The sequence below is a fragment of the Xanthomonas campestris pv. badrii genome (assembly GCF_012848175.1).
Taxonomy (GTDB): Bacteria; Pseudomonadota; Gammaproteobacteria; order Xanthomonadales; family Xanthomonadaceae; genus Xanthomonas; species Xanthomonas campestris_C.
This window is the reverse complement of the sequence record NZ_CP051651.1, coordinates 807,836-820,826: the sequence shown is the minus strand read 5'-3', so window position 1 is coordinate 820,826 and position 12,991 is coordinate 807,836. Positions and strand designations below refer to the sequence as shown.

The window sequence follows — 12,991 nt, the reverse complement described above, 5'->3', positions numbered from 1 at the left end:
CGTCCCGACCGCGCGGATTACTTGTTCTCGACCGGCTTGGCGTCGGCCGCCGGTGCAGGCGCCGCTGCCGCCGGCGCTGCGCCGGCAACCGGGCGTGCCTTTACCACGCGCACGCCGCGCGCCTTCATCCAGGCATCGAATTCTTCGGCCGTCATGCGCTTGCCGTTCTGGCTCATGTCGAAGCGCCACGGGGTGTTGTCGAAGGCGGTGGCGGCCTTGTAGGCCGCCGGATCGTTCGGGTTGACGGTCCCGCCCGGCGGAATCACCTTGGCCACGTCCTGGCAGCCTTCCACGCGCAGGCGCAGCAGCACGCGGTCCACCGATTGATCGCTGCTGTAGGGCTGGGCCAGCACGCCGGTCGGCATGCCCAGCTGCACGCTGCGGGTGTAGAACTCGGCGGCGGCCGGCGCAATCACGGTGGCGGGCAACGGCAGCGGCTGGGACACCGTGCTGCCGGCGCAGTTCGGAGCGGCGTAGGCAGCGGGGATCAGAGCGAGACAGAGCAGTCCTGCCGTAGCGGTACGCAGCATCGTTGGTTCTTCCAGTAAGAGTGTGGTGTCGACGCGGCGAGTGTAGGCAGCGATGAACGCTGTTTCAACAAGAACCGTGCCGGGAGGGCAACCCAGACAGCATTGCCGCCTGTACGCCGAGGAATCAGGGGACTTTCGGAACACACATAGACAAAACCCGGCACAAGGCCGGGTTTTGTATGGAGCAAGCCAGCGGTCCGATTAGTTCTGGACGTTCAGCTCGGTACGACGGTTCTTCGCACGGCCTTCCGGATTGTCCGAACCATCCGGGTTGGTGTTCGGAGCAATCGGACGGCTCTCGCCGTAGCCGATCGGGCCGACCAGACGCGACGCATCGACGCCGTTCTTGGTCAGGTAGTCGTACACGGTGGTCGCACGACGCTCGGACAGCTTCTGGTTGTACGCGTCGGTACCCTTCGAGTCGGTGTGACCGGCAACCTCGACCTTCAGGTCGGGGTAACGCTTCAGGATCTCGGTCGCTTCGCTCAGGATCGACACCGCATCCGGACGCAGGGTCGACTTGTTGAAGTCGAAGTTCACGCCCTTCAGGTCGATCGACACAGGCACCGGGCAGCCGTCCGGACCGATGGTCTGGCCAGGCTGCGAAGCCGGGCACTTGTCGTCGCAGTTGTTGACGCCGTCACCGTCGTCATCCAGATCGGCGCAGCTCGGAGCAACCGGAGCAGGAGCCGGCGGCGGAGCGGTCGACGGAGCCGGTCCCAGCGGGATCACGACGCCGACCGAAGCCAGCACGTCGCCGAACCAGTCTTCCTGCGGAGCAGCAACGCTCTGGTCGTCGAAATCGGCGCGGTAGGCGACTTCGGCACGCACGGCGACGCGCTTGTCGAAGGTGGTCTGCAGACCCACACCAGCCTTGGCGGCGAAGTTGCCGTCCTTACGCTGACCCGGCGACACCGGGTTCGGGGTGGCGTCGAACTCTTCTTCCGAGCGCTGGTAGCCCAGGCCGAACAGCAGGTACGGGTTCCAGCCGCGGCCTTCCTGGATGAAGTGGCGACGCAGGTCGAACGAGATGCCGTACTGGCTCCAGTTCTGGTCCTGGTTGTCGTCGAAGTTCGGGTTCTGATAGTTCAGTTCACCGTCGATCGACCAGTTCGGGCTGACGAACTTGCCCAGGCCCAGGGTGACGAACGGGGCATCATTGGTCAGACGATCGCTGTCCTGGAAGTTGAAGCCAGCGCTACCGGTCAGGTACCAACGGTCATCGAACTCCTGCGCGGAAGCAGCCTGGGCAACTGCCAGACCGCCGAGCAACGCGGCAGTGAGAATTTTCTTGTTCATTTATACAGCTCCTTCTTTGGGAGATAAAACCGATAGAGGCGTTGTTTTTGGTAAAGATGCTCGTCACATCCAGAGCCATCGGGGCGCAGATTAAGCCGGCCTCAGTGAAGATCGCGTTAACGGTCATATAACATGTGAAAGCAATCGCCAGGGCTGCAAACCCCAGCCAATACTACGTATACAGTTTCATGAAGAAAAGGACCGGGCGCCCACTTTTGCCGCGCACGCGATATGAACGGGAGCCGAATTAAGCCCGGTGAAGACGTTTACACCAGTGCCTGTTTTTGACCTTGCTGAGCGCTGCAAAAACCACATTGGTGAACGCCAGGCCCCGTCCGAGCTGAATTGTGGGGCCGATGGTTGCAGCCAACTTGCTTCACAACGCACCCTGAACTCCCCACCAGGAGCGTCCCGATGAAAGCTGTCGCCCTCACACGTTATCTTCCGATCGACGACCCGGCAGCGTTGCTTGACATGGAGCTTCCGGCTCCCGCAGCGCCGTCGGGGTATGACGTCTTGGTACGAGTGGAAGCGATCTCGGTGAATCCGGTCGACACCAAGATACGCGCGCCCAAGCCGCAGACCCTGGAAGCACCCAAGATCCTGGGCTACGACGCTGCCGGCGTGATCGAGGCCGTGGGTCCGGACGTCACCGCGTTTGCGGTAGGCGATGAGGTCTATTACGCCGGCGACATCAGCCGTCCGGGCAGCAACGCGCAGTACCAACTGGTGGATGCGCGCATCGCCGGCTGCAAGCCCACCTCGCTGAGCTTTGCGCAGGCCGCTGCACTGCCATTGACCACACTCACGGCGTGGGAGCTGCTGTTCCAGCGCATGCCGTTCGCCTTCGATGGCGCACGCAACCGCGGCCGGCATCTGCTGATCATCGGCGGCGCCGGCGGGGTTGGCTCGATCGCGATCCAGCTGGCGCGGCATGCCGGGTTCACGGTGATCGCCACCGCATCGCGGCCGGAAAGCATCGAGTGGGTGCGTCAGATGGGCGCCCAGCATGTGATCGATCATCATCAACCGCTGCACCCGCAGTTGCAGGCGCTGGGCCTGCACAACGTGGATGCGGCACTGAACCTGGCCGACACCGATCGCTACTGGCAACCGCTGGGCGAGATCCTGGCGCCGCAAGGGCATGTCGGCCTGATCGTCGAGCCGCGCGGTCCGTTGGCGATCGGCGACCCGTACAAGTCCAAGTGCATCGGCATCCATTGGGAGCTGATGTTCGCCCGCTCGCGTTACGCCACCGACGACATCGTGGAACAGCATCGCATCCTCAACCGTGCGGCGAGCCTGATCGACGCAGGTGAGCTGCGCACGACACACACCGAAACGCTGTCGCCGATCAATGCCGGCACCTTGCGTGAAGCGCACCGTCGGCTGGAAAGCGGCAGCACCATCGGCAAGCTGACCTTGGCCGGCTGGTAGCCATCACAATCGCCACGTCATTGCCTGTCCGGCGTTGATGCTGCCGCGCGTCTCGGCGAAACAGGAAAGAAGACGCCGGGACTTGCCCTTCGCAGGCCACGCGCGTCGGGGACAGGCGCGTCCGGACGCAGAGGCAGGCGCGGCGCAAACCCTGACGCGACAGGAGGGTATCCGTCCGGCCTTCCAGCAGCTGCGCCAGCCGGCAACCCGGGCCCGGACACCCGGGACTTGCCGCCATGCCCGTTTGCCTGCATCGTGCGCACTCCGTACGCCAGCGTATCCATATCATGTCGCCCGCCACCGGCCCTTCGCCCTCGCCCTTCCCGCACCTGTTCACGCCGCTCGATCTGGGCTTCACCCAACTGCGCAACCGCGTCCTGATGGGATCGATGCATACCGGGCTGGAAGACCGCGCACGCGACTTCCCCAAGCTGGCGGCGTATTTCGCCGAGCGCGCGGCCGGCGGGGTTGGCCTGATCGTCACCGGCGGGTTCTCCCCGAACGTGGTGGGTTGGCTCAAGCCGTTCGGCGGCAAGCTGTCGTGGCCCTGGGAAGTGCGTCCGCACCGCCAGGTCACCCATGCCGTGCACGCGCACGGCGCCAAGATCTGCCTGCAGTTGCTGCATGCCGGGCGCTATGCCTATCACCCGCTGTCGGTGGCGCCGTCCAGGTTGCAGGCGCCGATCAATCCGTTCACCCCGCGCGCCCTGTCTGCAGCGGCGGTGGAGCGCCAGATCGCCGCCTATGCGCGCTCGGCACGGCTGGCGCGCGAGGCCGGCTACGACGGCGTGGAGGTGATGGGTTCGGAAGGCTATCTGATCAACGAATTCACCGCGGCACGCACCAACAAACGCAGCGATGCCTGGGGCGGCGATGCGGCCAAGCGGATGCGCTTTGCGGTGGAGATCGTGCGCCGCATCCGCGAGGCCTGCGGACCGGACTTCATCATCATCTACCGGCTGTCGCTGGTGGATCTGGTCGAAGACGGCAATCAATGGCAGGACATCCTGGCCCAGGCCCAGGCGATCGAGGCAGCTGGCGCCACCATCATCAATTCCGGCATCGGCTGGCATGAGGCGCGCATCCCGACCATTGCCACCTCGGTACCGCGCGCCGCGTTCGCCAGCGTGACCGCCAAACTCAAACCGCACCTGCGCATTCCGGTGGTGGCGAGCAACCGCATCAACATGCCGGAAGTGGCCGAGCGCATCCTCGCCGACGGCGCGGCGGACATGGTGTCGCTGGCGCGGCCGTTGCTGGCCGACCCGCAGTGGACCAACAAGGCCGCTGCCGGGCAATCGCACACCATCAATACGTGCATCGCCTGCAACCAGGCCTGCCTGGATCACGTGTTCGAGAACAAGCTGGCCACCTGCCTGGTCAATCCGCGCGCGGCCCATGAAACCGAGCTGGTCTACACGCCCACCGCCACGCCCAGGCGCATTGCCGTGGTCGGTGCAGGGCCGGCCGGCCTTGCCTGCGCCACGGTCGCGGCCGAGCGCGGCCACCGGGTGACCCTGTTCGATGCCAGCAGTGCGATCGGCGGACAGTTCAACATCGCCAGGCGCATTCCCGGCAAGGAAGAATTCAACGAGACGCTGCGCTACTTCGGCCACCGTCTCGAGGCGACCGGCGTGCAGTTGCGCCTGGAGACCCATGTGCAGGCAGCCGACCTCACCGAGTTCGACGAGGTGGTGCTGGCCACCGGCATCGAGCCGCGCAAGGTCGACTTCCCGGGTGCCGACCATCCGATGGTGGTGAGCTATCTGGACGTGGTGCTGGGCCGCCACGTGCCCGCCGGCAAGGTCGCCATCATCGGTGCCGGTGGCATTGGCTTTGATGTCGGCGAATTCCTGGTGCACGAAGGCGAGCCCGTGTCGCTGGACCCGGTACGCTGGATGGCCGAATGGGGCGTGGACCCGACCTTCGAGACCCGCGGCGCACTGGCCAAGCCGCAGCCCGAGCGCCCCGCCCGCCAGGTCTGGTTGCTGCAGCGCAGCCCGGGGCGGCCGGGTGCGCGGCTGGGCAAGACCACCGGCTGGATCCACCGCGCCACACTCAAGGCCAAGGGCGTGAAGATGCTTGGCGGCGTGGAGTATCTGGGCGTGGACGATGCCGGACTGCGTATCCGCGTGGAGGGCACCGAGCAATTGCTCGATGTCGGCACGGTAGTGATCTGCGCCGGCCAGGAACCGCGCCGCGACCTGCTGGCCGCCTTGCAGGCGCTCGGCAAGCAGCCGCACCTGATCGGCGGCGCCGACGTGGCGGCCGAGCTGGATGCCAAGCGTGCGATCAACCAGGCAAGCCGACTCGCTGCAACCTTGTGATCCCTGCGCCGGTACGCCGGTGCTCTTGCAGCGCGTTGCGCAAGGCGGACGGATAGCGCCAGCGTTCGTGTTGCTGGCCACCAAACATCCTTGTCGCCGGGCGCGTCATTGCCAGGTCACTACCTCAGCCGTCGCCAGGCCGCGATCGCCGCATCCTGCGGCGTTCTTTTTGTTGTCGCAGAGTCCGGCTATAACCGGCTGCATGCACGCCCCGACGGCATCGCCTCAGCTCCCCACCCTGCCACTGTCGGCGATGCTGGCGTACACGGCTGCGCACTTCGGCAAGAGCCTGCTCTGGTATACCGGCGAGCTGTTGCTGATCTTTGCCCTGACCGAATACGTGCAGCTGAGCGCCACCGCCGCCGGCATGACGGCTGCAGCGGGATTGGTGGTCAGTGCGCTGATGGGCTTGCTCGCTGCCCGTCGCTGGCAGGCGAGCAGCAGCCTGGCCTGGGCCGGTCGCGCGCAATGGCGTGGCATTGCGATCGCTGCCGTGGCCATGGCACTGCTGTTCCTGGTGCCCCTGTTGCCCGCTGCCGTGCGCCTGGCCTGCGTGTTGCTCGTCAGCCTGCCGTTCCGCGCGGCGTACGCCGTGGGCGATGTTGCGCAGAACACCTTGCTCGGCCTGGGCCGCTGGCCGTGGCGTGGTGCAAAGGGCATCAGCGCACTGCGGTTGGTCGGCAGCGGCCTGGCCGCATTGTCGGTCAGTGCGGCGATCGGGCTGCTCGTGCATTCCAGGCCGTCTGCAGGCGCATCCGTCGCCATGACGGTGGTGGTCGCCGTCAGCACGCTGGCCATGCTGACGGCAGGCTGGCTGCGCCACACGCTGCAACCGCATGCGCACCACGTTGCTGGCCCGCCAGCGCACGCACCGAATGCAGGCCTGCACCGCGCCTGCTGGCTGCCGTTGATGGCGATCGCAGCATTGTCGCTGGCCTTGCCCACCTTCACCAAACTGGCGCCATATCTGGCGCAAACCCTGCTTCCCTTGCCCCGCTGGGGCAGCGCGGTTCTGATCAGCTACGCCGTCGGCACCGTGGCCATACAGCCGTTGGCGGCGCGGCTGCAGACCGGTGCCTTGCAGCGGCTGGGATGCAGCGGGTTCATGCTGGTCGTGTTCGGGCTGTCGTTTGCGATGCAGACGACACGTGGCGTGTGGCCCGACGCGGCGCTGGCATTCGGCCTGGGGATGGCAGCCGGCAGCGCCAGCCAGTGGGTGTGGGCGCGGCATGCCGAACTGTCGACACGCCACGACCCCGCACACCAGGCGCGCGGCTTCGCCTTGCTGACGGCGGCCGCCCAGCTCGCGCTTGCACTAGGCAGCGTGCTGATCGGCCTGCTGCTGCACTTGATCAATGATCACGATGCGGATCATGCACAGTTGGCATGGTCGATGGCGATCGGCCCGATGCTTTGCGGAGCGGCATGCATGCTGCTGACCTTTGGCAACGCATCGAAAACCACTTTCGGACAGAAGCCGCCTGTTGAAAGAGCGGCAATGCCATAACGATTCTGAAAGCATCTCCCGATAAGCGCGCATCCAGATCTCTATCGACGCACGCAACGGCGTGCATCGTCGCAGCGAAAGACGGCAATGCTTCCAGCAGTCAAGAGGCGACGCGCAGTGGGTTGATGCCAACGTCCGCTACAGGATGCGCAAGTGGCGTTATCTAGTGCCATGCATGTACGTGTCGCCACGTATTGATTGACTGATACGACACCGGTCGACGACGTTCCAATCGATATGCCCGGCTGTTGACGATGCACGGAAAAACACGTGCAGCCAGCATGAAGGTGTCACGCCTTGAGGCAATGCGCGCCTCATTGCAGATGCATCAACGCCGGTGCAACCAGCGCCCGCGCTGTCGCTGTGCCGATGCGACGCGCATGCACTGCTGCAGTGGGATACGCACCAGTGCGCCAAGCAGGCGCAGCAGGCATTGCACCGCGTCAACCCCGCCCATTCAGCCACGATTCTGTGATCGACGCCTACCTTGCGCCAACTTTTTGACCCACCCACTTGGTGGGCGCCTTCGGCAGCTCTCTTTCGCCGGAGACCGGGCGGCCCGTGACAGGTCGCCTCCCCATGACGCCAAGCCCTTCGCACTGGTGCATCCACCTTGGATGCCCTGCGGACCGGCCCATACGGAGCAAGGAGTTGTATGAAGATGATTTGGATTTTCTGGCTGGCGCAATTGATGCCGCAGCCAGCTGCAGATTCGCTGTGCTTGAGTACCACCGTGTACCTGGAGGCGCGCGACCAGACCTTGCGCGGCCAGCAGGCTGTCGCTGAAGTTGCGCTGCGCCGGCTGGACAGCGGCCTGTGGGGCGACTCGATGTGCGAGGTGGTCACCGCGCGCAAGCAGTTCGCACCGACCATCGTGGCCCCCGGCACACAGCTGAAGAACGATGACGCCTGGAACAAGGCGCTGGGTGTGGCACTGGCTGCAGAACGCAATTGGGCATTGCCTGCGGGTCAGCGCAAGGAAATCGTGCCGGGTGCCAGTCACTTTGCCGCCAGCGCAATTGCAAGCCCGAGCTGGCGCAATGCCTACCAGGTGGCAACCATCGGCGGCCACACGTTCTATCGCGTGCAGAAGCTGCGTCCGCGCACGGCGTCGTAAGCAACACGCCTCACCGTGCTGCGGCGTGTCGATACCGCCGCCATCACGCCTCTGCAACCGCTTGCGCTATGTTTGCTTGGATCGAACGGCGCGCAGCGGTGCGTATGCTGCCGAACTACCGGCAGCTGAGTTTGCGGTGAGCAAGCCGCCTCGCGCCGGAACGTCATTGGCCGCAACGCCTGCAGCGATGCACAACGCCACGCGCAGCCGTCATTGCACTGCGTACCGCTTGTCGAGGCGCGCCACAGCTTGCGGGACAACCCGGCTAAGCTTGCGGTCCTGTTCCTCACTGGATTGACCATGAAGCTCTACACCAAGCCCGGCGCCTGCTCGCTCGCTGACCACATCGTCCTGCGCTGGTCCGGGCTGCCGTTCGATCTGGTGGTGGTCGACGCCGCCACCATGAAGTCGCCCGACTATCTGCAGCTCAATCCGGCAGGTGCCGTGCCGTTGCTGCTGATCGACGATTGGGCGCTGACGCAGAACGCCGCCATCTTGAATTACATCGCCGATATTGCGCCGCTGACCGGCCTGGGCGGTGATGGCAGCGCGCGCAGCCGTGCCGAGATCAATCGCTGGATCGGGTTTTCCAACGCCGACGTCCACCCGACCTTCAAGCCGATCTTCGGCAGCACCGCCTACCTGCAGGATCAGGCATTGATCGCGCGCAGCCAGGACGATGCGCGCAGCAAGCTGCGCACGCTCTACGCGCGTGCCGATGCGCATCTGCAGGGCCGCCAGTGGCTGGCCGGCGACAGCCATACCGGCGCCGATGCGTATCTGTTCGTAACCTTGCGCTGGGCCCGCAAGGCCGGCGTGGACCTGAGTGGGCTGACGGCACTGGGTGCCTTCTTCCAGCGCATGCAGGCCGATGCCGACGTGCAGGCCGCGCTGAAAGCCGAAGGCCTGGAGTAAGCGATAACGCGACCAGGGCACGCACCTTGGCCGCCGAATCACCGAGCGCAGGTGCGCCGCGTTGTCACTGCACGCAGCACCGCCGCGATGCCCACCCGCCGTCGTCACCGCGGGTGGGCAGACACAAAAAAACGCCGGGCAGTGCCCGGCGTTTCGACTTGCAGCAACCGTGGTGCTCAGCCCAGCAGATGCGACACGCCGCTGCGCTCTTCTTCCAGCTCGGCCAGGGTCTTGTCGATGTACTTCTGGCTGAAGTCGTCGATCGGCAGATCCTTGACGATGGTGTACTTGCCGTTTTCGGTGGTGACCGGGAAGCCGAACATCACCCCTTGCGGAATACCGTAGGAACCATCCGAAGGCACGCCCATGGTGACCCACTTGCCGTTGCTGCCCAGTACCCAGTCACGCACGTGATCGATGGCGGCATTGGCGGCCGACGCTGCCGAGGACAAGCCGCGGGCTTCGATGATCGCCGCACCGCGCTTGCCCACGGTCGGGATGAAAGTGGACGCGTTCCATTCCTGGTCGTTGATCGCATCGCTGATGGACGCACCATCGGCGGTGGCGAAACGGTAGTCCGGATACATGGTCGGGCTGTGGTTGCCCCACACCGCCAGCTTCTCGATGCCGGCCACCGGCTTGCCGAGCTTGGCCGAGAGCTGGCTCAGCGCGCGGTTGTGGTCCAGGCGCAGCATCGCGGTGAAATTCTTCGGGTCCAGGTCCGGCGCCGACTTCATCGCGATATAGGCATTGGTGTTGGCCGGGTTGCCGACCACCAGCACCTTCACGTCGCGCTTGGCGACCTTGTTCAACGCCGCGCCCTGCGCAGTGAAGATCTCCGCATTGGCCAGCAGCAGGTCCTTGCGCTCCATGCCCGGGCCGCGCGGACGCGAACCGACCAGCAGGGCGACATCGACGTCCTTGAAGGCCACTTCGGCGTCGTCGGTACCGACCATGCCGGCCAGCAGCGGGAACGCGCAGTCTTCCAGTTCCATCATCACGCCCTTGAGGGCGGCCTGGGCCTTCTCGAGCGGCAGTTCAAGCAACTGCAGGATGACCGGCTGGTCCTTGCCCAGCATTTCGCCCGAGGCGATGCGGAACAGCAGGGCATAGCCGATCTGGCCGGCAGCGCCGGTCACAGCAACACGAACAGGTGCTTTCATGGGGTGTTTCCTCTGCTAAAAAGCGTTGGTGGGGGTGGCGCGCTGGCGGGGCCGCAAGGCCTGGCGGCGCGCGTTGACGAGCAAACGGCCGCACACGGCGGCCGTTCGACGGGAACTTGCGATCAGGCGGCGAGGATCTTGTTCCACTCCGCAACGCGGTCGGCCTTGGCGGCCAGCACGGCGTCGGTATCGCCTTCGATGGTGAGCGTGTTGATGGTGTCGCCCTGGGCAACGCTATCCACCACGTCCAGGCCCTGGGTGACCTTGCCGAACACGGTGTGCTTGCCGTCCAGCCACGGGGTGGCGGTGTGGGTGATGAAGAACTGACTGCCGTTGGTATTCGGGCCGGCATTGGCCATGGACAGCACGCCGCGCTCGTGGCCCACGCCGTTATTGGTCTCGTCTTCGAAACGGTAGCCCGGGCCGCCGCGGCCGGAACCTTCCGGGCAGCCGCCCTGGATCATGAAATCGGCGATGACGCGGTGGAAGCTCAGGCCGTTGTAGAAGCCGCGCTTGGCCAGGTTGACGAAGTTGGCAACCGTCAGCGGAGCCTTCTCCGGGTACAGCTCGACAACGATCGGGCCGCGGGAGGTGTCGAAGGTGGCGATCAGGGACATGGAAATCCTTGCAGGTTCTGGAGTGATCATCAGCCCATTAGGATACACCCGGGCGCGTGACCGGCCGCGCGGTTACGACCATGGTCCAACGGACCTGCCCGCCCCGGCCCCCCGGCCGTCACACTGGCTGAATGGGCGATCTGAATCGACTTGCGTCAATCCGCAACGGCAGCGCAACGAAACCGCTATAATGTCGGGCTTACCTCATCTCAAGACTGGCGCCAGACAGGGGCCCTTTCCGCATGTCCATTGAAAAACTCCGCAATATCGCCATCGTCGCGCACGTCGACCATGGCAAGACCACCCTCGTCGACTGCCTGCTGAAGCAGTCCGGCACCCTGTCCGAACGCACCGTCCTGGCTGAGCGCGTGATGGACAGCAACGACCAGGAAAAGGAACGTGGCATCACGATCCTGGCCAAGAACACCGCCATCACCTGGCAGGGCAACCGCATCAACATCGTCGACACCCCGGGACACGCCGACTTCGGTGGCGAAGTCGAGCGCGTGCTGTCGATGGTGGACTCGGTGCTGATCCTGGTCGACGCGATGGACGGCCCGATGCCGCAGACCCGCTTCGTGACCCAGAAGGCCTTTGCGATGGGCTTCAAGCCGATCGTGGTGGTCAACAAGATCGACCGTCCCGGCGCGCGCCCGGACTGGGTGATCGACCAGGTGTTCGACCTATTCGACAAGCTCGGCGCCACCGACGAGCAGCTGGACTTCCCGATCGTCTACACATCGGCATTGAACGGCTACGCCAGCCTGGATTCGAGCGTGCGCGACGGCGACATGACCCCGCTGTACGAAGCGATCATGCAGCACGTCTCGGCACCGGACGTGGACCCGGACGGCCCGTTCCAGATGCGCATCAGCCAGCTGGACTACAACAACTTCGTCGGCGTGATCGGCATCGGCCGCATCCAGCGCGGCACCTTGAAGAAGAACATGCCGGTCAGCGTGATCGACCGCGAAGGCAAGAAGCGCCAGGGCAAGGTGCTGCAGGTGCTGGGCTTTTTGGGTCTGGAGCGCATCGAGCAGGACAGCGCCGAGGCCGGCGACATCGTGGCCATCTCCGGCATCCAGGAACTGACCATCTCCGACACCGTGTGTGCGCTCGACCACCCTGAGGCGCTGCCGGCGCTGACCGTGGACGAACCCACCATCTCGATGACCTTCCAGGTCAACAACTCGCCGTTCGCCGGCAACAAGGACCTGTCCGGCGGCAAGTTCCTGACCAGCCGCCAGCTGCGCGACCGCCTGGACCGCGAGAAGGTGCACAACGTGGCACTGAAGGTCGAGGAAGGCTCGGACGCCGACAAGTTCCTGGTCTCCGGCCGTGGCGAACTGCACCTGTCGGTGCTGATCGAGAACATGCGTCGTGAAGGCTACGAGCTGGCCGTGTCGCGTCCGGAAGTGATCATCAAGGAAATCGACGGCAAGCTGATGGAGCCGATCGAACAGCTCGTGGTGGACATCGAAGAACAGCACCAGGGCGGCGTGATGGAAAAGCTGGGCACCCGCAAGGGCCAGCTGAAGAACATGGAGCCGGACGGCAAGGGCCGCGTGCGCCTGGATTACATGATCCCGGCGCGTGGCCTGATCGGCTTCCAGAACGAGTTCCGCACCCTGACCCAGGGCTCGGGCCTGCTGTTCCACGTGTTCGACCATTACGGCCCGAAGGAACAGGGCGCCATCGCCAAGCGCCAGAACGGCGTGATGATTGCCAACGCACCGGGCGCAACGCCGGCCTATGCGCTGGGACCGCTGGAAGAGCGTGGCCGCCTGTTCGCCGCCGAAGGCGACAACGTATACGAAGGCCAGCTGGTCGGCATCCATTCCAAGGACAACGACCTGACCGTCAACGCGATCAAGACCAAGCCGCTGACCAACATGCGTGCGTCGGGCAAGGACGATGCGATCAAGCTGACCCCGGCCATCAAGTACACGCTGGAACAGGCGCTGGACTTCATCGAGGACGACGAGCTGGTCGAAGTCACCCCGAAGGAAATCCGCCTGCGCAAGAAGCACCTGACCGAGAACGAGCGCAAGCGCGCTGGCCGTTCCGGCTAAGCCCTGG

10 protein-coding genes are annotated in these 12,991 nt (G+C 65.0%); 6 read left to right on the top strand and 4 right to left on the bottom strand.

The window, feature by feature from the left end; genetic code table 11:
- Positions 1-17: 17 nt before the first annotated feature.
- Both HG421_RS03510 and HG421_RS03505 read right to left on the bottom strand, forming a co-directional pair.
- Positions 18-530 (bottom strand): hypothetical protein, encoded by a 513-nt coding sequence (locus tag HG421_RS03510; RefSeq protein ID WP_169705223.1) that lies wholly within the window; start codon positions 528-530, stop codon positions 18-20.
- Positions 531-731: 201 nt separating this feature from the next.
- Positions 732-1,829 carry an OmpA family protein gene (locus HG421_RS03505; protein ID WP_169705222.1) on the bottom strand — a complete coding sequence of 366 codons (1,098 nt, stop codon included), beginning with the start codon at positions 1,827-1,829 and terminating at the stop codon, positions 732-734.
- A gap of 414 nt (positions 1,830-2,243) precedes the next feature.
- Here HG421_RS03505 and HG421_RS03500 point away from each other — a divergent pair, with 414 nt between their 5' ends.
- From HG421_RS03500 to HG421_RS03480, 5 genes are all read left to right on the top strand, one after another.
- Positions 2,244-3,266 (top strand): zinc-binding alcohol dehydrogenase family protein, encoded by a 1,023-nt coding sequence (locus tag HG421_RS03500; RefSeq protein WP_169705221.1) that lies wholly within the window; start codon positions 2,244-2,246, stop codon positions 3,264-3,266.
- Between the two features lie 287 nt (positions 3,267-3,553).
- Positions 3,554-5,593: an NADPH-dependent 2,4-dienoyl-CoA reductase gene (locus HG421_RS03495; protein ID WP_169705220.1), complete on the top strand. Its 2,040-nt coding sequence runs from the start codon at positions 3,554-3,556 to the stop codon at positions 5,591-5,593.
- Positions 5,594-5,795: 202 nt separating this feature from the next.
- Entirely contained in the window at positions 5,796-7,100 is a 1,305-nt protein-coding gene (locus HG421_RS03490; RefSeq protein WP_169705219.1) for an MFS transporter, read from the top strand.
- Positions 7,101-7,755: 655 nt separating this feature from the next.
- Positions 7,756-8,217 carry a cell wall hydrolase gene (locus tag HG421_RS03485; RefSeq protein ID WP_169705218.1) on the top strand — a complete coding sequence of 154 codons (462 nt, stop codon included), beginning with the start codon at positions 7,756-7,758 and terminating at the stop codon, positions 8,215-8,217.
- Positions 8,218-8,517: 300 nt separating this feature from the next.
- Entirely contained in the window at positions 8,518-9,132 is a 615-nt protein-coding gene (locus HG421_RS03480; protein WP_169705217.1) for a glutathione binding-like protein, read from the top strand.
- Between the two features lie 176 nt (positions 9,133-9,308).
- On the opposite strand, the gene HG421_RS03475 is transcribed toward HG421_RS03480, so the two are convergent.
- Positions 9,309-10,295: a malate dehydrogenase gene (locus HG421_RS03475; RefSeq protein WP_169705216.1), complete on the bottom strand. Its 987-nt coding sequence runs from the start codon at positions 10,293-10,295 to the stop codon at positions 9,309-9,311.
- Between the two features lie 122 nt (positions 10,296-10,417).
- Complete coding sequence (locus HG421_RS03470; protein ID WP_039413197.1) at positions 10,418-10,912, bottom strand: peptidylprolyl isomerase; 495 nt, start codon at positions 10,910-10,912, stop codon at positions 10,418-10,420.
- Positions 10,913-11,154: 242 nt separating this feature from the next.
- Between HG421_RS03470 and typA the strand changes: the two genes are divergently transcribed.
- Positions 11,155-12,984, top strand: coding sequence for a translational GTPase TypA (gene typA, locus HG421_RS03465; RefSeq protein ID WP_169705215.1), 1,830 nt, complete (start codon positions 11,155-11,157; stop codon positions 12,982-12,984).
- The last annotated feature ends 7 nt before the right edge of the window (positions 12,985-12,991 follow it).

What these genes read in the sequence shown, in the direction of transcription:
- HG421_RS03510 (WP_169705223.1), bottom strand. Translation starts at nt 530, where the DNA reads ATGCTGCGTACCGCTACGGCAGGACTGCTCTGTCTCGCTCTGATCCCC.
- HG421_RS03505 (WP_169705222.1), bottom strand. Translation starts at nt 1,829, where the DNA reads ATGAACAAGAAAATTCTCACTGCCGCGTTGCTCGGCGGTCTGGCAGTT.
- HG421_RS03500 (WP_169705221.1), top strand. Translation starts at nt 2,244, where the DNA reads ATGAAAGCTGTCGCCCTCACACGTTATCTTCCGATCGACGACCCGGCA.
- HG421_RS03495 (WP_169705220.1), top strand. Translation starts at nt 3,554, where the DNA reads ATGTCGCCCGCCACCGGCCCTTCGCCCTCGCCCTTCCCGCACCTGTTC.
- HG421_RS03490 (WP_169705219.1), top strand. Translation starts at nt 5,796, where the DNA reads ATGCACGCCCCGACGGCATCGCCTCAGCTCCCCACCCTGCCACTGTCG.
- HG421_RS03485 (WP_169705218.1), top strand. Translation starts at nt 7,756, where the DNA reads ATGAAGATGATTTGGATTTTCTGGCTGGCGCAATTGATGCCGCAGCCA.
- HG421_RS03480 (WP_169705217.1), top strand. Translation starts at nt 8,518, where the DNA reads ATGAAGCTCTACACCAAGCCCGGCGCCTGCTCGCTCGCTGACCACATC.
- HG421_RS03475 (WP_169705216.1), bottom strand. Translation starts at nt 10,295, where the DNA reads ATGAAAGCACCTGTTCGTGTTGCTGTGACCGGCGCTGCCGGCCAGATC.
- HG421_RS03470 (WP_039413197.1), bottom strand. Translation starts at nt 10,912, where the DNA reads ATGTCCCTGATCGCCACCTTCGACACCTCCCGCGGCCCGATCGTTGTC.
- typA (WP_169705215.1), top strand. Translation starts at nt 11,155, where the DNA reads ATGTCCATTGAAAAACTCCGCAATATCGCCATCGTCGCGCACGTCGAC.